The sequence below is a fragment of the Faecalibacterium prausnitzii genome (assembly GCF_003287405.1).
GTDB lineage: Bacteria > Bacillota > Clostridia > Oscillospirales > Ruminococcaceae > Faecalibacterium > Faecalibacterium intestinale.
This window is the reverse complement of the sequence record NZ_PRLD01000004.1, coordinates 38752-60438: the sequence shown is the minus strand read 5'-3', so window position 1 is coordinate 60438 and position 21687 is coordinate 38752. Positions and strand designations below refer to the sequence as shown.

Here is a 21687-nt window from a genome sequence, read left to right as displayed (position 1 = left end):
AAAAAAGAGAGGTGCACACCATGGTGCAATATCTTGCAAAGCGCATCGGGCGCTCAGTGCTGACGCTGTTTATCATCGTGACGCTGGTGTTCTGCCTGCTGCGGCTCATGCCGGTGGAGGGCTACTTTGCAAACTACGAAAAAATGTCCGAGGCGCAGATCCAAGCTGGGCTGCAGGCCATGGGACTTTTAGACCCCCTGCCGGTGCAGGTGGGGCGCTTTTGGAGAAACGCTCTGCACGGCGACCTTGGCGTGAGCCATATCTATAAGGTAAACGCCCCGGTCACCCAGATCTTAGCCCAGAAGCTGCCCATCTCCATCCAGATGGGCGTGCTGGCCATGCTGCTCAGCCTTGTGCTGGGCATCCCGCTGGGGCTTGTGATGGGGCAGTACAAGGGCCGCTGGCCGGATAAGCTGGGTACGGCGCTGATCGTGCTCATTCAGGCTGTGCCCGCTGCGGTGTACTTTTTGTACATCCAGATGTACGGCACGGCGGCGGTGGGCGTGGGGCTTTTGTTCAACGCCGCAAACTGGCGCTACTGGGTGCTGCCGGTGTGCAGCATGAGCCTTGCAAACCTTGCCTTTTACGCCATGTGGCTGCGCCGCTACATGGTGGACGAAAGCAACAAGGACTACGTCCGTCTTGCCCGCGCCAAGGGCGTGTGCGGGCGGGATATCGCGCTGCATCATGTGTTCCGCAATGCCATGGTGCCGCTGGTGCAGTATATCCCCTCGGCGTTCCTCAACACAGTGGTGGGTTCCATCTATATCGAGAGCCTGTACAGCATCCCCGGCATGGGCGGGCTGCTGGTCACCTGTGTGCAGCGCCACGACAACACCATGGTGCAGGGCATCGTGCTGCTGTACGCCTGCGTGGGCATCGTGGGGCTGATACTGGGCGATATTTTGATGGTGCTCATTGACCCCCGCATCAATTTTGGTAAGAAGGAAGGTGGCCGCTGATGTTCAAACGCGCGTGTTCCCGTCAGCTGGAAACGCAGCTGAACACCCTGCAAAAGGACGGCCCCGCCGCGTGGGCTGCCCTGCCGGAGGAGGAACTGTTCACCCCCGCCGGGTTCAGCAGCCAGCAGGCCGAAGCCACTGCCAGCACCAGTTACAGCTACTGGGGCAGCACTTTCCGTGCCTTTTTTAAAAACAAGCTTGCCGTGGCGCTGCTGGCAGCGCTGGCGGCGGTGGTGGTGTTCGCCTTTGCGCAGCCGCTGCTGCCCGGGCAGGCAAACCCGAACCTTTGCGCTGTAGACCCCGCCACCGGCATCCAGTACCGCAACATCGCCCCGGGGCAGCAGGGCTTTCTCTGGGGCTCCAACTCCATCGGGCAGGATTTATGGGCGCGCATCTGGGCGGGGGCGCGCACCAGCCTGACCATCGCCTTTTTCGTGGCGGTCATCGAAGCCGCCGTGGGCATTACCGCCGGTGTGCTGTGGGGCTATGTGCGTGGGCTGGATTTCCTCTTTACCGAGCTGTACAACATCTTCGATAACATCCCCACCGCCATTGTGCTCATCCTCATCTCCTATGTGGCTACCCCCAGCATCTGGACGATGATCCTTGGTATGTCTATCAAGGGCTGGATCGAGATGGCGCGGTTCATCCGCAACCAGATCTTAATTATCCGCGACCGGGACTATAACGTCGCCTCCCGCTGCATCGGCACGCCCACTTTGCGCATCGTGCTGCGCAACCTGCTGCCGTATCTGGTTTCGGTCATCATGCTGCGCATGGCACTTACCATCCCGGAAGCCATCGGCAACGAGGTGTTCATCACCTATATCGGCCTTGGTCTCTCGGTGGAAACGCCCTCTCTGGGCAATCTGGTGAACGATGGCCGCAAGGTGATGATGCAGGCAGGACTGCGGTACCAGCTGCTCTACCCCACCCTGATTTTAAGCTTTGTCACCATCGCCTTTTACCTGATCGGCAACGCCTTCTCGGACGCCGCCGACCCCAAGAACCATCTGCAGTAAGGAGGAAGCCATGACCCAAGACCCCATCCTCTCGGTGCGCGGCTTGCAGATCCGGTTCGGGCTGCGCGGGCGCACCCTGCACGCCATCCGGGACATCGATCTTGACCTTTACCGGGGCGAGGTGCTTGCCCTTGTGGGCGAGAGCGGCTCCGGCAAAAGTGTGTTCACCAAAAGCTTTATGGGCCTGCTGGACGCGAACGGCAGCATCACCGGCGGCAGCATCGACTACTACCCCACCCCTGGCTGCGTCCCGCTGCACCTTGCGGCGCTGAAAACTGAAAAAGAGTGGCTTGCCGTCCGCGGGCGGGAGATCGCCATGGTGATGCAGGACCCCATGACCAGCCTGAACCCGCTCAAGACCATCGGCGAGCAGATCACCGAAGCCGTCACCCTGCATCAGGGCTTAAAGGGCGCTGCTGCGCGGGAAAAGACGCTGGAATACCTGCGGGACGTGGGCATCCCGGACCCCGCGCTGCGGTACAAGCAGTACCCCCACGAGTTCTCCGGCGGAATGCGGCAGCGGGTGGTCATTGCCATTGCGCTGGCGTGCAACCCGAAAATTCTGCTCTGCGATGAGCCCACCACCGCGCTGGATGTGACCATTCAGGCGCAGATCTTACAGCTGCTGCGGCAGATGCGGGCAAAGTACCACCTGACCATCGTGCTCATCACCCACGACCTTGGCGTGGTGGCAAACCTTGCCGACCGGGTGGCGGTGATGTACGCAGGCGACATCGTGGAGATCGGCACAGCAGACGAAATCTACTACGACCCCCGCCACCCCTACACATGGGCGCTGCTGTCCAGTATGCCCCAGATGGGCGTGAAGGGCGAGGATCTGTTCAGTATCCCGGGCACGCCGCCCAACCTGTTTGCCGAGATCCGCGGCGATGCCTTTGCGCCCCGCAACCCGCAGGCGCTGAAGATCGATTTTGTCAAGCGGCCGCCCTACTTTGCAGTGTCGCCCACCCACAAAGCGCGCACATGGCTGCTGGATCCCCGCGCACCCCGCATCGAGCCGCCCGCTGCGGTGAAAAAGCTGCAAAAGGAGGGGCTGTGATATGGCAGAGCCGTTACTGGAAGTAAAAAATCTGCAGGTGGCCTACGGCAGCGGGCGCAAAGCCTATTCTGCGGTGCAGAACGCCAGTTTCACCATCTATAAAGGCGAGACTTTCGGTCTTGTGGGCGAGAGCGGCTCCGGTAAAACCACCATCGGCCGCGCCATTCTGCGTATCCTGCCCACCACCGGCGGCGAGATTTTATACAAAGGTCAGCGCATCAACGGCAAAATTTCCCGTGCGCTGGATAAGCAGCTCACGCGCGAAATTCAGATGATCTTTCAGGACCCGCAATCCTCCCTGAACGAACGCGCCAAGGTAAGCTACATCGTAGGCGAGGGTTTGCAGAACGTGCGCCCGGAGCTTACCGCCGCGCAGCGGGAGGAAAAGGTGCGGCAGGCGCTGTTGGACGTGGGTCTGCTGCCGGAGTTTGCTTCCCGCTTCCCCCACGAATTTTCCGGCGGGCAGCGCCAGCGCATCGGCATTGCCCGGGCGCTGATCGTAGAGCCGGAGTTCATCGTGGCAGACGAGCCTATCAGTGCACTGGATATGTCCATCCGGGCGCAGGTGCTCAACCTGCTGCGCCAACTGCAAAAGCAGCGCGGCATCACCTACCTGTTCATCGCCCACGACCTTTCGGTGATGCGCTATATTTCCGACCGCATTGCCGTCATCCGCAAGGGCAATATCCTGGAGCTTGCGGACGCCGAGGAGCTGGTCACCCACCCGCTGCACCCCTACACCCGCAGCCTGCTTTCTGCCATCCCCATGCCGGACCCGCGCCGGGAGCGGGAGAAGCAGCTGCTGGTGTACGACCCCGCCATGCACGATTACACCGCAGCGCCGCCCGCGTGGCGCCAGCTGCGCCCGCAGCACTGGGTGCTGTGCAATGACGCAGAAGCGGCGCAGTGGCTCGCTGGAAGCGGGACGAACTGACAAAACAAAACCGGGCAGCCCGCGGGCTGTCCGGTTTTTGCATTTGTTTAACTTACTCTTCCGCTCTCTACCGAGAAACTGACATCTGCCGCAGCCATGGTGGACTTGCGGTGGGATACTAGCAGCACCGTGCGGTCCTTGCACTCGGCGCGGACGGCGCGCAGGATGATGCCCTCGTTCAGGCTGTCAAGGTTGGAGGTAGGCTCGTCCAGCAGCAGGAAAGGCGCATCGTGCAAAAATGCCCGCGCCACGCCGATGCGCTGCCGCTCGCCACCGGAAAGGGTGCCGCCCAGCTCGCCCACAGGGGTGTCGTAGCCCTTGGGCAGGCTGCGGATAAAGTCATCCAGCGCGGCCTTTTTGCAGGCGGCCTCCACCTCTTCCTGCGCAGCATCGCGCTTTGCGATGCGGATGTTGTTGCCGATGGTATCCGCAAACAGCTCGGTCTCCTGCGTCACAAGGCTTTCCTGTGCGCGCAGGGCGGCGGTGTTCACCCGCCGGATGTCCTCTGCGCCGAACCGGATGCTGCCGGTCTGCACGTCCCAGAAGCGCATCAACAGCCGCAGCAGGGTGCTTTTGCCGCTGCCGGAGCGTCCGGTGATGCCCACGATCTTTTTTTCCGGGATGGTCAGGCTGATCTCCCGCAGCACCTGCTCCCCCCCATAGCCAAAGCTGACGCCGCGCACCTCGGCACCCGCAAAGGGAGTGTTTTCGCCGTCGGTCACCTCGGGGGTCACCGGTGCTTCGTCCAGCAGCGCCAGCACACGGTCTGCGCTGGCAAATACCTGCGTCAGCCCTGCGCCAAGGTTCGCCAGCGCCACCACCGGCCCGAAGGAGCTCAGGGCGGTCAGGGTGCACACCAGCACCCCCTGCGCCGCCAGTTCACCGCGCTGGTACAGCCACAGGCTCACGCCCAGCACCGCCAGCGTGGTAAACAGGATCAGGGTGTTGGTCACGGCAACAATAAGCCCCTCGCGGTACTTCAGCGCCGTCTGCTTTGCGCCCAGCGTCTCGCTGTGGGCGGTGATGCCCACCGCCCGGGCGGCGGTGTCCTGATACTGCAGGGTATCCCGCAGGCCGCGCAGGCTTTCCAGCACATAGCTGTTGGTATCGGCCAGCGCCTGCCGGTATTCCCGGGCAACGGCCTGTCCGCGCTTTGCGCTCCACACCGGCAGCGCCGCGCCCACCAGCAGATAACCCGCCAGCAGCGCCAGCGCGGGCAGGATGTGCCAGTGCGCGGTAAAGGCGGCCATGCCCGCCGCCCAGAGCACGGCGATGCACACCGGCGAGATGGTGTGGGCGTAGAACACTTCCAGCGCTTCGATGTCGGCGGTGATCAGGGAGATCAGGTCGCCCCGGTCGCGGCCTTCCAGCTTTGCGGGGGTCAGGCGGCGCAGTGCGCCGAACACCTTATCCCGGATGAGCGCCAGCAGCCGGAAGGCGATATAGTGGTTGGACGCCTGCTCCGCATAGCGCAGCACGCCGCGCAGCAGGGCAAACACCAGAATGCACCCGAAGGCTGTGCCCACGGCGGGCAGCGGACTTTGCAGCCCGGCAGCGGTCAGGATGGCAAAGCCGCCGAAAATGGTGATGAAGGTAGCGCAGAAGTGCCCCGCCACGCCCATAACGATGGCTGCCACCATGATGGGCAGCATGGGCTTTACCAGCACGATCAGCCGCGCCACGATGGCGGCGGGGGTGCGGTGGTTCGTTGTTTTATGCATCAGGCATCCTCCTTTGCAAGGGTCTCCAGCTGCTTCTGGGCGGTGTACAGGCGGCAGTAAGCGCCCCCCTGCGCCAGCAGCTGCGGGTGGGTGCCGTGCTCGGCAATGCCGCCGTTTTCCAGCACATAGATGCAGTCGCTGTCCACCACGTTTGCCAGCCGGTGGGAGATCAGGATCACCGTCTTTTTCCCCGCCAGACCCCGGATGGCCGCCATGATGTCGTTCTCGCTCTCGGCGTCCACATTGGAGGTAGCTTCATCGAAGAGGTAGATGGGGGTATCGTGCAGCAAAGCGCGCGCCATGGCAAGGCGCTGCCGCTGCCCGCCGGAAAGGTTGCTGCCGCCCTCGTGCACGGCGGTCTGCAAGCCGTTCTGGCTGCGGCAGAAGTCCGCAAGGTTCACCTCTTCCAGCGCCGCCCAGAGCTCGCTCTCCGTCGCCTGCGGCTTTGCCATGCGCAGGTTGTTTTCCACCGTGCCCTTAAAGATGGTGGAATCATGGGGCACAACGGTCAGCGCGCGCTGCCGCGCAGCCCGCTGCAGCTGCTGTACCGGCACGCCGCCTATGGTCACCTGCCCGGTATACCCGGTGCAGCGCCCCGCCAGCAGGGCGGCGATGGTACTTTTGCCGCTGCCGGAAGCACCCACCAGCGAGACAAAGCTGCCCTGCGGCACGGTAAAGGATACGTCTTTCAGCACGGTGCGGCCGGTCTCGTAGCCAAAGGTCACTTTTTCCAGCGTCAGCGTGGTATCCGCCGGGGCGTTCTGTGCGCCGTCCTGCGGCTCCTCGGCTGCCAGCAGACGGAAAATTTTCTCCGCTGAAGCTGCGCCGTTCATGGCAATGTGGAAGTAGCTGCCCAGCAGCCGCAGCGGCAGGAAAAAGTCTGCCGCCAGCAGCAAAATGGTCAAGGTGGCGGTCAGTTCCAGCTGCCCAGCAGCAAAGGCTGCCACGGCGCTGATGATGCCCAGCCCTGCGCCGCCGTAGGCCATCAGGTCCATCAGGGTGACAGAGTTCAGCTGCATGGTCAGCACCCGCATGGTGATTTTGCGGAAGCGCTCGGCTTCGGCGTTCATCTGTTCGTGCTTCCAGCCGTCGGCCTGATAAATTTTCAGGGTGGTCAGTCCCTGAATATTCTCCAGAAAGCTGTCGCCCAGCGTGGTGTACTCGCTCCAGTAGCTTGCCAGCAGCTTTTTGGCAAACTTCTGCACCGCCACGATGGACATGGGGATCAGCGGCACACAGCACAGCAGAATGACCGCTGACCGCGCGTGCACCCCCACCAGCAGCGCAAACAGGGTGACGGGTGCCAGCAGGCTGTAAAACAGCTGCGGCAGATATTTTGCAAAGTAAGTGTCGATCTGCTCCACGCCCTCGCTGGCCAGCATGACCACCTCGCTGGTAGCCACCGTGCCGGTATAGCCGGGGCCAAGGCGGGTAAGTTTTTCATAAATTTTGCTGCGCAGGGTGCGCTTGACATCCCGCGAGGCCTGATCGCTCATGCCGGAGGCCAGCATGGTAAAGGCAAAGCGCAGCGGCACCGTGCCAAGGCAGAGCAAGATATTCTGCCGCAGTGCGGCAGCGGTCAGGCTGCCCGCAAAGGCTGCACCCACCAGCCGGGCAACCGCTCGGACAAAGATGATATTACACACCAGCCCCAGCCACTGGAACGCCACGTTTGCTCCCACATAGCGCAGCGCCGCCCGGTCGAAGGACAGCAGTTTTTTGTTTATCATGGGTGTTTCTCCTCTTCCCCTTCCACCATCCGCTCATAGTCGGCGGTAAAAAGGCGCTGGGGCAAAGCGCTGGTCATGGCAAGGGCGGCGTTCCACTTTTCCTCGCCTGTCAGCTCCCCGCTTACCGGCGGAAAGTGCGCCAGAATGGCGTCCAGCTCCTGCTGCACCCGCTTTGCCACCCAGATGCCGCGGTCGGTCAGGTAAATTTTACCGTAGTATTCCTTTACGATCATGCCCTGCTCCATGAGCAGGTTCAGAATGCGCACCACCGAGGGTTTTGTCACCCCCAGCTTTTCCGCAATGCTGCGGGAGCTGATGTCCAGATGGGTGCGGCTTACCTCGTAGATGGCCAGCAGATAGCGCAGATGCGCTGCGGTCAGCTGCATACCGGTCACTCTCCTTTTTACGCGCCGGGGCTTGCCCGGTGTTATCATAAGCTAACTTTATTTTACTTAAAAAAGGAGCGCGAGCCGAGAGTTTCAGCCCGCGCTCCTAAGGTGTATCTGAAAACAAAGAAAATGACGAATATTTCGCAAGCACAAGCGGGATTTAAGGCAAATAGCCGCAGGAATCCTTTGTGGATTTCAAGGCTGTTTAACGCAAAAGCCAGCTGTGCTTGTAGAAATAGACTAAATTTTCGACTTTTCAGATGCACCCTGGTTCAGTGCTCAGTGGCAGCCCTTGCAGTGGCTGCAATCGCCACCGCAGCTGCAGCCGCCGCCGTGCTTATGGGTGTGCCATACGACCCAGCCCAGCGCGCCGAATACCAGCGCTGCCACGATGATGGTGGGCAGATTAAAGTTTGTTGCAATAAATTCCATCATACAGCATACACCCTTTCGTTTCTATCAGATGCGGGAAGTATCCAGCTTTACTTCGTTGTTGTTTGCGTACTTGTTGGGGCGCACCATCAGGTAGATAAACGCTGCCAGCACCACAACAGCCACCACGGTGAACAGGCCAAAGTGCACCTCGCCGGTGATAAGGCCGCCCAGCTGATACACCACCAGCGCAGAGCAGTAGGCCAGAGCACACATGTAACCAATGGCGATGGCCGTCCACTTGCCGTTATTCATCTCGCGCTTGATGGCGCCCATAGCAGCGAAGCAGGGAGCGCACAGCAGGTTGAAGATCATGAAGGCGTAAGCGGACAGGGCGGTGTAGTCCTTCGCAACAGCAGCCCAGATCTCGTCGCCGTTCTCAGACAGCTCGCCGCCGAAGTGATACAGAACACCGAAGGTACCAACCACGTTCTCCTTTGCAATCAGGCCGGAGACGGAAGCGACGGTTGCACGCCAGTTGCCGAAGCCCAGAGGTGCAAAGATCCATGCGACCTTGGTAGCGATAGCAGCCAGCACGGAGTTGTCCTGATCCTCGACCATACCGAAGGCACCGTTCTCGAAGCCGAAGCCCTGCATAAACCACAGCACAACGGTAGCGAGCAAAATCACAGAGCCTGCGCGCTTGATGAAGGACCAGCCGCGCTCCCAGGTTGCCCGCAGCACGTTGCCCCATGCGGGCACATGGTAGGCGGGCAGCTCCATGACGAAGGGAGCGGGATCACCTGCGAAGAGCTTGGTCTTTTTCAGCATGATGCCGGAGCAGATGATGGCTGCCATGCCGATGAAGTAGGCAGACACTGCCACCAGCGAGGAGCCGCCGAACATTGCACCGGCGATCAGGCCGATGATGGGCATCTTTGCGCCGCAGGGGATAAAGCAGGTGGTCATGATGGTCATGCGGCGGTCACGCTCGTTCTCGATGGTACGGCTTGCCATAACGCCCGGCACGCCGCAGCCGGTGCCCACCAGCACCGGGATGAAGCTCTTGCCGGAAAGGCCGAACTTGCGGAAGATACGGTCCATGATAAAGGCCACGCGGGACATATAGCCCACGTCCTCCAGGATAGACAGCAGGAAGAACAGCACCAGCATCTGGGGCACAAAGCCCAGCACCGCGCCCACACCGGCCACGATGCCGTCCATGATCAGGCCGTACAGCCAGCCCGCCACGCCGATGCCTTCCAAAAAGCCGCCCAGCGCATTGGGAACGATCTCACCGAAGAGCACATCGTTGGTCCAGTCGGTGGCAAAGGTACCGATGGCCCAGCCGCCGTCCGCAATGGAGGTGCCCATGGACAGGGAGTACATCAGGTACATCACCACTGCAAAGATGGGCAGTGCCAGCACACGGTTGGTAACGATCCGGTCGATCTTATCGGAAACGGTCAGGTGCTCCACGCGGGCCTTCTTCTTGACAGCCTTGCCCACCACGGTGTTGATGTATGCATAGCGCTGGTTGGTGATGATGCTCTCGGCGTCATCGTCCATCTCTTTTTCGCAGTCCTGAATGTGCTCGTCGATGTGATCCATCAGGGTCTTGTCCAGCTTCAGCTCATCCTGCACCTTGTCGTCGCGCTCGAACAGCTTGACGGCGTACCAGCGCAGGAAGCGGTCATCCACCTTGCCCTGAATGGACTCTTCGATGTGGGCAATGGCGTGCTCCACGCTGCCGGTGAACACATGGGGCAGCTCGCCGGTCTTGGCGGCCTTGGCGGCGGCTACCGCAGCCTTTGCGGCTGCCTCGGTGCCCTCGCCCTTCAGGGCGCTGATCTCCACTGCCTGACAGCCCAGCTCTGCGCTCAGCTTCTTCAGGTCGATCTTATCGCCGTTCTTGCGCACCAGATCGATCATGTTCACAGCCATCACCACCGGGATGCCCAGCTCGATCAGCTGGGTGGTCAGGTAGAGGTTGCGCTCGATGTTGGTGCCGTCGATGATGTTCAGGATGGCGTCGGGCTTCTCCTTTACAAGGTAAGTACGGGAGACAACTTCCTCCAGCGTGTAGGGGGACAGCGAGTAGATGCCGGGCAGATCCTGAATGATTACGTCCTTATCGCCCTTGAGTTTGCCTTCCTTTTTTTCCACAGTAACGCCGGGCCAGTTGCCCACATACTGGTTGGAGCCGGTCAGGTTGTTGAACAGGGTCGTTTTGCCGCAGTTCGGGTTGCCGGCCAGTGCAATTTTAATGCTCATTGCGGATACCTTTCCTCCCTTTGGTCTTATCAGACCACTTCGATCATCTCAGCGTCGGCCTTGCGCACGCTCAGCTCGTAGTTGCGCACGGTCAGCTCCATGGGGTCGCCCAGCGGTGCCACCTTGCGCACATAGATCTGCACCCCCTTGGTGATGCCCATATCCATGATGCGGCGCTTCACCGGGCCTTCGCCGTGCAGCCGTGCCACGGTGGCGGTTTCGCCCACCTTTACGTCTTTCAGTGTTTTCATCGTACTCGTTCCTCCCTTGCAGTATTTCATGCAGCACCGGGAAGGCGCTGCTCAGGACACCATGATGCGGCTTGCCATGGTCTTATCCAGTGCCAGACGGCTCTGCTTGACCTGCACGATCAGGTTGCCCGCGATCTCGTTGACCACGGTCACCTCGCTGCCAACCACGAACCCCAGCTCGGCCAGATGCAGCCGCACCTCGTCCTTACCGCTGATCCTGCGGATGGTGACGGTCTCGCCTGCTTTTGTCATCGTCAAAGGCATCATCGCTGTGCTCCCCTTCCCTTGAAAAATATGTGATGCTGCGGTGGTTAGTCAGCCGTAACTATCAGCGTAGATAGTTTACCGCTGCTAACCAAGCTTGTCAATAGATTTTTCATATCTCATAGTTAGTTTATATGAACAAACAAATTTTATGCCGGCATCGCTCTGCATTTTTATCAAAATCATCAATGACTAACTTTATTTTTTGAAATAAAGTTAGCTAATGTTTACATTTTTAGGGAGTGTTTTGCAGTTTTATAGGGCAGGGTGACGGAGAAAACCCTCTCAGGCGCTAACGCGCTAAACTCCCCCAGTCACGGCTATCGCCGTGCCAGCCCCCTCTGGGATGGGGCCCTTGGCATAGCGGTACACTTCCCGGCTCAAGCGCAAAGTGTGCGGGCGTGCTCGCTCCCCCTTGGGGGAGCTGTCGCGCAGCGACTGAGGGGCTTTTAATGGAGAAGCGAAAAAAGCGTTAAAGCGATAGCGCCGACTGGCGCAGCGCTAGCTTTTTTGTGCTTCGACTTCTTCTTTAGGTTTGTCAAGGGCGAGCAGCCCTTGACCCGTTGCGGGGTGGGTGGAGTCCAGAGGTAGGGAGGGGGGAGTCGGAACACCCCTCCCTGCCTCTGGCCCAGCGGAGCGTCCCTGCACGCTGAAGGCAGGCAGAAACTTCCCCCGCGGAGCGCAGCGCATTCCCAATCGTCCCACCCCGCGCGGGAGCGCATTCCCCCAAACGCACGACTGCCCGGCGCAGGGGTCAAAACTGCACCGGGCGGTCATGTGTAAAAAGGAGGATCGCTCTCTCCTGTGTCGGAAGCATAGGAGAGTTGCCAGGATAAAAGAGAGTATTTGAAAAGAGAATATCAATTTTTCAGGCGGCGACTGCCAGCTTTAAAATGGGCGTGCCGCTGTGGAACAGCCGCAGATACACCGCTGTGCACTTGGCCAGCTGGTCAAAGTGCTGCTGGGCGGCGGCGGGGTCGCCGTAGGATTTCCAGCATCCGCAGCAGGTAAAGCACTTGCCCCGGTGCCGGATAAAGCCCACGACGTCCTCCAGCGGATAGCCCAGAAATACCCCGATCTCGTGGGGGAAATCCGCCGCCTCTGCCGCACAGCACAGACGCAGGCTGAGCTGGTCGAGCAAGGCACCGCAGTCCGCGGCATCTTCCGGCAGACGGTAGCCCTCCCGGGCTAAAAAGCCGCGCACGGCGGCATCTGCCAGCACCGTTTGCAGCTTGGCGGCGCGGTAGACGTACACCAGATACTGCCGGGTAGCGATGCACCCCCGCAGCACCCGCACCTGCAAGCCCTTAGGGTTCAGCTGGGCGTTCCAGCCCGCCACCCGCCGGGCAAGGTCGGCACGGTCGCGCGTTTCGTAGCGGAACAGCCCCGCAGGCTTCAGCCCCGCCAGTACCGGGGCACATTGTTCGATCATTACGGTCTCAAAATCACGCTCCATGGCGGTTCTCCTTTGGCGGCGGTGTCAGGGTCAGTGTGCCCCGGATGCCGGGCTGTTATGAGTAAGACATAGCTAACCAGCACTTCAAAAAAGAAGCAGCACGCTCGGGCTGCGGGCACTGCCGGTGGGGTCTTATGTGGTTAGTTATTTCTAACGTCAGTAGTGTACCACAGCACCACCGGCTGTGTCAAGCCTTTATGACAAAAAAGTTATTTATAACAAACCACACCCGCTCTACCCTTCCGGTGGCAGTCGTGGTATAATGGGGATATTCTCGGGTCTGCCCCTTGGGGCGCACCCTGCCAAGGAGGTTCACCCCCATGCCCACACCCATCACCGCGTCCACCCTGTCTGCGCTGCTGAGCGCCGCGCTGGCGCAAAAGCCCACCCGCCCGCTGGTGCTGGCGCTGGACGGCCGCTGCGGCAGCGGCAAGACCACCCTTGCCAACGGGCTGGCGGCGCAGCTGCCCGGCTGCACCCTGCTGCGCACGGATGATTTCTATCTGCCGCCCGCGCAGCGCATCCCGGACTGGGCGCACACCCCCTGCGCCAACATGGATCTTACCCGTCTGCGGGACGAAGCGCTGCGCCTGGCCTACGCGGGGCAGACGGTGGCCTACCGGGCGTACAGCTGCCGGGAGGGGGCTTATCTACCCCCGGTGCAGCTGCCCGCGCAGCCGCTGGTGATTTTAGAGGGCAGTTACAGCCACCACCCGCTGCTGCGCCCCTACGAGACGCTGCGGGTATTCGTGACCTGCGCAAAGCCCGAGCAGACCCGGCGCTTACAAGCGCGGGAGGGCGCACGCTACGCGGATTTTGCCGCCCGGTGGGTGCCGCTGGAGGAGGGTTATTTTGCGCAGTATGGCGTTGCCGAAAGCGCGGATTTTGTGGTGGACACCACCGCAGGCGGGACGATTTGAAATGCGCTCCGCTCCGCAGGGAAAGCAAGCGCTGTACTTGAACCAAAAACTCCCCCTGCACCGTGAGATGCAGGGGGAGTTTAAATTTACAGTCTGTTACTTATTCTTGTACATATCCTGATAGTAGTTCTGGTAGTCGCCGCTGGTGACGTGGTTCATCCACTCCTCGTGGTTCAGGTACCAGTCAATGGTCAGCACGATGCCCTTCTCAAAGGGAGTTTCGGGGTACCAGCCCAGATCGTTCTTAATCTTGGTGGGGTCGATGCCGTAGCGGCGGTCGTGACCCAGACGGTCGGCAACGTGCTTGATCAGCTCCTCGCTGATGCCCTCGTCCTGCAGACGGTCGTGGAGCTGAGCGATGATGGTCTTGACGATGAAGATGTTGGGGCGCTCGTTGTGGCCGCCCACGTTGTACACCTCGCCGATCTTGCCGCCGTTGGCCACCATATCAATGGCCTTGCAGTGATCCTCCACATACAGCCAGTCGCGGATCTGCATACCATCACCGTAGACAGGCAGCTGCTTGTGGTGCTTGACGTTGTTGATCATCAGGGGGATCAGCTTCTCCGGGAACTGGTAGGGGCCGTAGTTGTTGGAGCAGCGGGTGATGTTCACCGGCATCCCGTAGGTGTCGTGGAAGGCCATGACGAACATATCGGCGCTGGCCTTGGAGGAGGAGTAGGGGCTGTGGGGGCACAGGGGCGTGGTCTCCATAAAGAAGCCGTCTGCGCCCAGAGCGCCGTACACCTCATCGGTGGAGACCTGCAGGTACTTCTTGCCCTCTTTCCAAGTCTTGGCATCGGCGTCGTACCATGCCTCCTTGGCGCGCTGCAGCAGGTTGACGGTGCCCATCACGTTGCTCTGCACAAAGATCTCGGGGTTCTTGATGGAGCGGTCCACATGGCTCTCGGCGGCAAAGTTGATGACGTAGTCGAAATCGTACTTTGCAAACAGGCTCTCCACCAGCTCCTTATCGCAGATATCGCCCTGCACGAACACATGGCGGGGGTCGCCCTCCACGTCCTTCAGGTTTTCCAGATTGCCTGCGTAGGTCAGCTTATCCAGATTGACCAGCAGGATCTCCGGGTATTTTTTGAGCATATAGTGCACAAAGTTGGAACCGATAAAACCGGCGCAGCCGGTGATCAGATAGGTTTTCATAGGTCAGTATTCCCCTTTATTTATTTGTTGTTGTTCCCGGACTGCGGGCGGGCTGCGGCGCGGGCGCGTTCCTCCTCGGCGCAGCAGTACTTTGCCACAAGGTAGAGGTTCTTGTTCATGCTGTTCATGGTCTTGCCCATGGCCTTGGCGTATGCTTCCAGCCCTTTGTTCATGCTGTGGATTTCCTCATAGGTGGCTTGGGTGTACCGTGCCAGACCCTCGCTCATGTTGCTGAGCTCCTTGTGAGTCTCTTTGGTGTACTCCACCAGCTCCGCAAAGGCATACAGTGCCCATGCAAGGAACATCTGCAGCACCCACAGCACCACAGCGGCCACCAGCCCCACCACGATGGCTGAAAACTGGCTGAAGGGCTTCAGTGCTTCATGGATCGAACCGCACAGCATGGCCGCAAGCACAAAGGACAGCACACACTGCACCTTTGCAAAGATCTTTAATATCTTGACAGATCTGCTAAAAATCGCATCAAACATGATACATCCTCAGTTCTTCCGCAGGGGGTGTTGTTTTAAAAGCTGTTTTCGTAAGCGGTGCGCTTATGAAAACGGCTTCTTTACTTCATGCCGTTTTCGCCGTCCCAGTTGGCGAAGAAGCAGGCCAGTGCGTCCTTCCAGTCGCGGACATCGTTGCCCACAGTGCAGCGCAGCATCCGGTTGTCCAGTGCGCTCCACTTGGGGCGGTCGGCGCTGTCCGGGTGTTTTGCCTTGTACTCCTCGCTGGTGCAGGGGGCTACGGTAGCATCTACGCCGGAAAGGCGGATGATCTCGGCAGCAAAATCGTACCACGAGCAGATGCCCTCGCCGGTGCAGTGGTACAAGCCGTACTCGTGGGTCACGCACAGCTGCAGGATCTCGTGGGCAAGGTCGACTGCGTTGGTGGGGTTGCCGCACTGGTCGTTGACCACCTCCAGCTTACCGAACTTTTTGCCGGCATTCACGATGGTCTTGACAAAGTTTTTGCCGTAGTAGCTGTACAGCCATGCGGTACGCACGATGAAGTGGCGGTGGCAGAACTGCTCCACATACTTTTCACCCATGAGCTTGGTAGAGCCGTAGGCGCTGATGGGCCCGGGCAGGGTGGCTTCATCCTGCGGAATGCCGCCGTTTTCCCGGCCGGAAAACACATAGTCGGTGGAAACGTGCACCAACCGTGCGCCGGTCTTTTCGGCAGCCTGCGCCAGATTGCGGGGGCCAAGGGCGTTTGCCTTAAAGGCATCGTCGTGGTGCACTTCGCACCCGTCCACGTTGGTGTAGGCGGCGCAGTTGATGATGATATCCGGGCGGTTGCGCCGCACGAACTCGTCCACCATCTTGTAGTTGGAGATATCCAGCTCCGGCAGATCCACCGGGATCACCGTAGCGTTGAGCAGCTTTTCGGGGATGGGGCCCAGCTCGCTGCGGCCCTCCTGCAGCTGCTTGAGCAGCTCCGTGCCCAGCTGCCCTTTGCAGCCTGTGACAATGATTTTCATACCAATGTGCCTTTCCTTATGCTTAGTAGCGCAGCTTGCCTTCGGCCACGTTTTTCAGGTGCTGGCCGTAGGGGCTCTTGCCATAGCGCTGGGCGCTTTCCAGCAGGGTGTCGCGGTCGATCCAGCCGTACTTAAAGGCGATCTCCTCCGGTGCGCTGATCTTGATGCCCTGACGCTTTTCGATCATGTGCACAAAGTCGGCAGCCTCCACAAGGCTTTCCATCGTGCCGGTATCCAGCCATGCAAAGCCGCGGCCCAGCAGCTGCACATCCAGCTCGTCCTTCTTCAGGTACATATCGTTCAGGGTGGTGATCTCCAGCTCGCCGCGGGCAGAGGGCTTTACCTGCTTTGCCATCTCCACCACTTCCTTGTTGTAGAAGTACAGACCGGTGATGGCATAGTTGGACTTGGGATGCTGGGGCTTTTCCTCCACGCTGAGCACCTTGCCGTCCTTGTCGAACTCCACGATGCCAAAGCGCTCGGGATCCTGCACATAGTAGCCGAACACGGTGCAGCGACCCTTGTTCTCTGCATTGGCCGCAGCGCTCTTGAGCAGCTTGGAGAAGCCGTTGCCGTAGAAAATGTTATCGCCCAGGATCATGGCGCAGCAGTCATCGCCAATGAACTCTTCGCCCAGAATAAAGGCCTGTGCCAGACCGTCCGGGGAGGGCTGCACCTTATACTGCAGATGGATGCCGTACTGGCTGCCATCGCCCAGCAGCGCCTCAAAGCGGGGCGTATCGGTAGGGGTAGAGATGATCAGGATATCCTGAATGCCCGCCAGCATAAGGGTGGACAGCGGATAGTAGATCATCGGCTTGTCGTAGACCGGCAGCAGCTGTTTGCTGGTGACCATGGTCAAAGGATAGAGCCGTGTGCCGGCACCGCCGGCGAGAATAATGCCTTTCATACTTGTGCACTCCTTTTTTCTTATAAAAAGATGTGCAGCTTAATTCAAAGCGGAGCTGCGTCCGCTGTAAACAATTTTGGGTCTGCCGCGTCCGTATTTTTGCAAAAGACGATAGCAGTACACTTTATTTTACTATGAAAGCACGCAAAATGCAAGAGGGTGAAACGTCAGAAAGCGGCGTGCCGATGGCACGCCGCTTTCTGCGGATCAAAAACAATATTTTTCGTCCCCGCTCACCACGCAAAACCCCATTTGGAAAAGTAGCGCAGCAGGCTGCGCAGCTGCCACAGAAAAGGCTTCAGGCTGCGGTGCGCCGCGCGGTGCCATGCGTGGATGGCGGTGTACTGGGGCACCAGATATGCCTTGCCCTGCGTGCGCATTTTTTGGGTAAGATCGGCGTCCTCCACATACATAAAGTACCCCTCGTCAAAGCCGCCCACGGCCTTGAAGGCGGCAGTGTCCACCGCCGAAAAGCTGCCGGTGCAGAACTCGATCTCGGTAGGCTTTGTCAGATCCTTGTCTGCCATCAGGTAGCGGTCGTTGTACTTTGCCCAAAAGCGCAGACAGGGCAGCTGACGGTAGACCATAGCGCGCACATTGCACCGGCGCAGCGGCAGCTGCTGGGGTCTGCCGTCCGGGAAGGTCAGCCCAGGGCGGGTCATCACCACGCCGGGGTGCGCCGCCATCCAGTCGGCAAGGTCGCTCAGGGTATCTGCGGTCAGCTGGATATCCGGGTTCAGGATAAAGTGCACCCGGCTGTGCAGCAGCGAGAGCACCGTGTTGTGCCCGGTGCCGAAGCCGCCGTTCTCCAGCCGGCAGAGCACCTGCACGGTCTGCCCGGGGGCGGTGCGCAGAGTGCCGTCCTTTGCGGCAGCGGTCAGCCGCTTGCCGCTGTCGTCCGGGCTGGCGTTATCCACCAGATACAGCGTAAGCGGGTAGCGGCGGGTGCAGTCCAGCACGGTCTGCGCGGCCTTGATGGCTTCCTGTGCGCCGTTATACACCACGATGCAGGCCGAAAGCTCCATCTGCGTTTCCCCTTTCGTTTCAATTTGGGTCAAAGGCTCACTCCAGCGGCTTGATGTCAAAGCTGAAGTCCTCCTTCATCAGATCAAAGTTGGGGTTCATGCAGGGGTCGCCCGCAGCCAGCTGCTTTGCCCACCGCTTCTGGAAGCGCTCCACCTCGGAGACAAAGCGCTTGCGCTTGACCGGGCTCTCGTCCAAGCCGCGGCTCTTGCTCTCGTAGTGGTACAGCTGCGCAAAGGGGGTGAACACATTGGTGTAGCCTGCCTCCCGCACACGGACGCAGAAGTCCACGTCGTTGAAGGCCACGGCAAAGCTCTCGTCCAGCCCGCCCACCTGCTCGTACACATCCTTGCGCACCATCAGGCAGGCGGCGGTCACCGCGTACACGTCCTGCGCGTAGGAAAGCCGTCCCATATAGCCGGGGTGTCCCACAGGGAAGTTCTTGTGCATATGCGCCGCCAGCGTCCGGAAACCAAAGCCGATGCCTGCGTGCTGGATGGTGTTGTCCGGGTAGAGCAGCTTTGCGCCTACGCAGCCCACGCGATCCTGCTGGGCGTACATGACCATCTCTTCCATCCAGCGGGGAGAGATGACCTCGGTGTCGTTGTTGAGCAGCAGCAGATACTCGCCGGTGGCAGCCTTTGCGCCAAAGTTGTTCAGGGCGCTGTAATTGAAGCCGGTGCCCTGCCATGTGAGCAGATGCAGAGTGTCCTGGTACTCCTTTTGCAGCTGCTCGTAGCAGCGGAAGGTGGCAGGCTCCTTGCTGTTGTTCTCGATGATGATCACTTCAAAATCCGGGTAGGTGGTCTTGCGGTAGATGGACTCCACGCACACCCGCAGGTCGCCCGAATGGTCGCAGCTGGGGATCAGCACGCTGACCCGCCCGGGCTTTGTGATGGTGTAATCGGTCTTATAAAAGCCCGGGGTGTTGGGCACCATGGTCACTGCGTCCACCGGCACGCCCATGCGGTCGTAGTGGGCGCGCAGCGCCTTCATAGCTGCTTCCAGACAGTAGGTCTTGGCGGAGATGTTGCTGGCCACGCTTGCGGGGCTGGAACGCCAGTAGTACAGCAGATGCGGGATGTGCACGATCTTCTCTGCCTGCTCGGTCAGGCGCAGGTAGAGGTCGTAATCCTGACTGCCGTTGAACTCTGCCCGCTCGTCGCCGCCCACCTTTGCCAGCAGCGCCGCGCTGAACACGCTCAGGTGGCAGATATAGTTGTTGGAGCGCAGGTTATCCAGCATATAATCCGGCTTGAAGTGGTAGACCGTCAGGTGGTCGATGTCCCCTTCAAAGGTCACTTCGTCGGTGTACACAAAGTCCGCGCCCTGCTTGGCAATGGCTTCCGCCACATACCACAGTGCACAGGGGTGCAGGATGTCGTCATGGTCCAGCAGAGCGATATATTCACCCGTGGCAAGGGCAAAGCCCTGATTGGTGTTGCCCGCAATGCCCTCGTTGCTGTCCAGTTTCCGGTAGCGGATGCGGCTGTCGGTGCGGGCACGCTCCTGCACAAGGACACCCACGTCCGCGTCCTGTCCGGCATCCACCATGCACAGCTCCCAGTTGCGGTAGGTCTGGTTCTGCACCGAGTCCAGCAGCTCCACCAGAAAATCGTGGGGGGTGTTGTACAGCGGCACCACGATGCTGATGCACGGTGCAGCGGGCTGGTCTGCGGCCTGCTTTACCAGCAGTTCCACGTCCGCAAAGCGGTCGGCGGGCATGGCCTTGCCCGGGAACAGCTTTTTATACTCCCGCTTGGCCTTGGCCTGTGCCATTACGCCCGCAAAGCCCACCCGGCGCAGGGTGGCAAAAAAGACGAAGAGCGGGAAGCTGCGCCACAGTTGGCGGCACTTGCTTACCAGATACCGCAGCGGCCAGCTGGCCCTCCAGAAGGTGGAGTTGACCACACTGTTCAGGGTCTTTTCCAAGTCCTGCTCGTGGCTGCGGCTCAGGGAAAGGTCGCTGCGCAGCCGCTCCAGCTGGGCAGCCTGTTCGGCGGCGGTGCGCTCGGCCTGCGCAGTACGCTCCCGCAAAACGTCCAGCTGCTGCTCATAGCCCGTCTCCAGCTCCGGCAGCTCCGGGGCAGCCATGCGGCAGAACAGCGCCGTCAGCTGCTCCTTGCCGCTGTCCTTCCATGCAAACTCCCGGCAAAAGCCCTGTGCGGCAAGCTGCTTTGCGCAGTCTGCCATACCGGTGTACTCATCGCACACCAGCATCACCTTTTCGGCCTGCACGGCGGGCAGGGTGACCCACTGAGGGTCTGCCACCACCAGCAGCTCCGGGCTGCTTTGCACCACCGTGGTATTCATTTTGCCAAAAGCCTCTTCCAGCAGGCCGCTGTTCTCCAGCACCTGCACACTGCGGGGTGCCAGTTCCCGCACGATGCGCTGTGCCAGTGCACGGCAGCGCTCGGCGGCCTCCTGATTCTGCTTTTCCTGATCCAACTCCATGCTGATACTCCAATCCGTGCGTTTTTCTGCGCAGTTATGTTTCCCGTTCATTTTTCACAAACGGATATAGTATACCAAATCCTACGGCGTTTGAGAAGGTTTTTCCAAAATTTCAGTCAAATAGCCGCTCAGCGGAACAACCCCGTAAGCCAGCCGAACAGCCCGCCGCTGCGGGTAGTGCGGGTACGGATCTGCGCCCCGGTGTAGTAGTGCTGTAAGATCTGCTTGTAGTTCATGCCTTCCTCGGCGGCGTAGCCCACTGCGCCGCACTGGCTCATGCCCACGCCGTGACCATAGCCGTAATAGGTCATGCAGGGGGTGCCGCCGGCATCGGTGCCGAAATCGAAGCAGTAGCGGGAGGAAACGAACTGGTTGATGTACCGGTAGCTGCGCCCGTTGGACACCAGTGTGTTGTACTGTACAAAGCCGCCCAGATCCTTGTGGGTGGTGTCGGCGCTCTGGTAGGGCTCGCCGGTGCGGCTGTCGTTGTATTCTATATAGGTGTAGTCCTTGCCGATCACCCGGCGCAGCAGGTTGTGGTACTGCTCCTCGTAGGGGCTTTCCACGCTTTGCAGGTAGGGCACGTCCGTGCCCCATGCGTCCAGACTGGCGCAGGTGCCGTACACGCCGGTCTGGGTGTTGTAGCCCGCACTGGCCGACCATACCGCATCGCACACGCTGCCGTTGTACACCAGCACCTCATCCCTGACCGCCTGCACCGCCTTGCGGATGGCGCTGCGGGTGGAGGACGGGATCTGGCTGACCGGGGTGTAGATCAGCGCATTGGCGGACGAGCCGTACTGTTTGTGGTATTCCAGATAAGAGTGGATGGCCACCGCCTGCGCCTTCCACGCCTGCTGCGCAGCGCTGGCGCTGACATAGCTGCCAATGGAGCCAAGCTCGGTGTAGGTGATGCCCACCAGACAATCCACCAGATCCAGTGTGACATTGCGCTTGAGCCCCTGCCCCTTGATGTTCAGGTAGGGCATGGTGATCTTATCCTTGGAGCCAAACAGCCAGCTGAGACAGTTTTCGTCCTCTGCGGGGATCAGGGTGGTATCGGCCCCGCCGATGGTGGTGGCAGCCGAAGCCGCTGCCGCCGGGATGCAGACGCACAGCACCGCCGCCAGCAGAAAAGCCGCCGCACGGCGGGCAAAAGAATGCAGATGTTTCAAAGTCCGGTTCCCTCCTTGTGGGCATATTCTTGCAGTTTGATATGACCTTAGTGTAACACAGCCAGCGCCGCCGGGCAAGAACCGGAGTTATGTATTTTACAGTACCGTTTTGGGCAAGCGCTG

The 21687-nt window shown here is 60.2% G+C and carries 20 protein-coding genes; 5 read left to right on the top strand and 15 right to left on the bottom strand.

The features are described from left to right. Positions 1-20 precede the first annotated feature (20 nt). The 4 genes from C4N24_RS05310 to C4N24_RS05295 are packed head-to-tail and all read left to right on the top strand — an operon-like array spanning position 21 to position 3978. Complete coding sequence (locus C4N24_RS05310; RefSeq protein ID WP_112090598.1) at positions 21-962, top strand: ABC transporter permease; 942 nt, start codon at positions 21-23, stop codon at positions 960-962. Further along, positions 962-1984, top strand: a complete 1023-nt coding sequence (locus C4N24_RS05305) for an ABC transporter permease (protein WP_112090597.1) — start codon at positions 962-964, stop codon at positions 1982-1984. Before C4N24_RS05310 ends, C4N24_RS05305 begins: the two co-directional genes overlap by 1 nt. A 10-nt stretch (positions 1985-1994) precedes the next feature. Further along, on the top strand, positions 1995-3044 hold the full coding sequence (locus C4N24_RS05300) for an ABC transporter ATP-binding protein (RefSeq protein ID WP_112090596.1): 1050 nt from the start codon (positions 1995-1997) through the stop codon (positions 3042-3044). A gap of 1 nt (position 3045) precedes the next feature. Further along, positions 3046-3978: an ATP-binding cassette domain-containing protein gene (locus C4N24_RS05295; protein ID WP_112090595.1), complete on the top strand. Its 933-nt coding sequence runs from the start codon at positions 3046-3048 to the stop codon at positions 3976-3978. 47 nt (positions 3979-4025) lie between these two features. Here C4N24_RS05295 and C4N24_RS05290 read toward each other — a convergent pair whose 3' ends face one another. From C4N24_RS05290 to C4N24_RS05250, 8 genes are all read right to left on the bottom strand, one after another. Further along, positions 4026-5699, bottom strand: a complete 1674-nt coding sequence (locus C4N24_RS05290) for an amino acid ABC transporter ATP-binding/permease protein (protein WP_112090594.1) — start codon at positions 5697-5699, stop codon at positions 4026-4028. Further along, positions 5699-7429, bottom strand: a complete 1731-nt coding sequence (locus tag C4N24_RS05285; protein WP_112090593.1) for an ABC transporter ATP-binding protein/permease — start codon at positions 7427-7429, stop codon at positions 5699-5701. The genes C4N24_RS05290 and C4N24_RS05285 overlap by 1 nt, the downstream gene beginning before the upstream one ends. Beyond that, complete coding sequence (locus C4N24_RS05280) at positions 7426-7815, bottom strand: metal-dependent transcriptional regulator (RefSeq protein WP_112090592.1); 390 nt, start codon at positions 7813-7815, stop codon at positions 7426-7428. The genes C4N24_RS05285 and C4N24_RS05280 overlap by 4 nt, the downstream gene beginning before the upstream one ends. A 282-nt stretch (positions 7816-8097) precedes the next feature. Beyond that, positions 8098-8253: a FeoB-associated Cys-rich membrane protein gene (locus C4N24_RS05275; protein ID WP_005927399.1), complete on the bottom strand. Its 156-nt coding sequence runs from the start codon at positions 8251-8253 to the stop codon at positions 8098-8100. A 24-nt stretch (positions 8254-8277) separates the two neighbouring features. Beyond that, on the bottom strand, positions 8278-10464 hold the full coding sequence (gene feoB / locus C4N24_RS05270; RefSeq protein ID WP_112090591.1) for a ferrous iron transport protein B: 2187 nt from the start codon (positions 10462-10464) through the stop codon (positions 8278-8280). Positions 10465-10493: 29 nt separating this feature from the next. Beyond that, on the bottom strand, positions 10494-10715 hold the full coding sequence (locus C4N24_RS05265; RefSeq protein ID WP_005927392.1) for a FeoA family protein: 222 nt from the start codon (positions 10713-10715) through the stop codon (positions 10494-10496). 51 nt (positions 10716-10766) lie between these two features. Next, positions 10767-10982: a FeoA family protein gene (locus C4N24_RS05260; protein ID WP_112090590.1), complete on the bottom strand. Its 216-nt coding sequence runs from the start codon at positions 10980-10982 to the stop codon at positions 10767-10769. A gap of 865 nt (positions 10983-11847) precedes the next feature. Beyond that, on the bottom strand, positions 11848-12435 hold the full coding sequence (locus C4N24_RS05250; protein ID WP_112090589.1) for a DUF3793 family protein: 588 nt from the start codon (positions 12433-12435) through the stop codon (positions 11848-11850). A 320-nt stretch (positions 12436-12755) separates the two neighbouring features. Here C4N24_RS05250 and C4N24_RS05245 point away from each other — a divergent pair, with 320 nt between their 5' ends. After that, on the top strand, positions 12756-13355 hold the full coding sequence (locus C4N24_RS05245) for a uridine kinase family protein (protein ID WP_112090588.1): 600 nt from the start codon (positions 12756-12758) through the stop codon (positions 13353-13355). 96 nt (positions 13356-13451) lie between these two features. Here the strand turns inward: C4N24_RS05245 and rfbB are convergent, their stop codons facing one another. The 7 genes from rfbB to C4N24_RS05210 form a co-directional block, all read right to left on the bottom strand. Then, positions 13452-14516, bottom strand: a complete 1065-nt coding sequence (gene rfbB / locus C4N24_RS05240; RefSeq protein ID WP_112090587.1) for a dTDP-glucose 4,6-dehydratase — start codon at positions 14514-14516, stop codon at positions 13452-13454. A 20-nt stretch (positions 14517-14536) separates the two neighbouring features. Beyond that, entirely contained in the window at positions 14537-15007 is a 471-nt protein-coding gene (locus C4N24_RS05235) for a hypothetical protein (protein ID WP_112090586.1), read from the bottom strand. A gap of 80 nt (positions 15008-15087) precedes the next feature. Then, complete coding sequence (gene rfbD, locus C4N24_RS05230; protein ID WP_112090585.1) at positions 15088-16002, bottom strand: dTDP-4-dehydrorhamnose reductase; 915 nt, start codon at positions 16000-16002, stop codon at positions 15088-15090. 22 nt (positions 16003-16024) lie between these two features. After that, positions 16025-16912, bottom strand: a complete 888-nt coding sequence (gene rfbA, locus C4N24_RS05225; RefSeq protein ID WP_112090584.1) for a glucose-1-phosphate thymidylyltransferase RfbA — start codon at positions 16910-16912, stop codon at positions 16025-16027. 233 nt (positions 16913-17145) lie between these two features. Next, positions 17146-17970, bottom strand: a complete 825-nt coding sequence (locus tag C4N24_RS05220; RefSeq protein ID WP_242983186.1) for a glycosyltransferase — start codon at positions 17968-17970, stop codon at positions 17146-17148. Positions 17971-17974: 4 nt separating this feature from the next. Then, positions 17975-20389, bottom strand: a complete 2415-nt coding sequence (locus C4N24_RS05215; protein ID WP_112090582.1) for a glycosyltransferase family 2 protein — start codon at positions 20387-20389, stop codon at positions 17975-17977. Positions 20390-20517: 128 nt separating this feature from the next. After that, on the bottom strand, positions 20518-21564 hold the full coding sequence (locus C4N24_RS05210; protein WP_112090581.1) for a SpoIID/LytB domain-containing protein: 1047 nt from the start codon (positions 21562-21564) through the stop codon (positions 20518-20520). Positions 21565-21687: the final 123 nt, after the last annotated feature.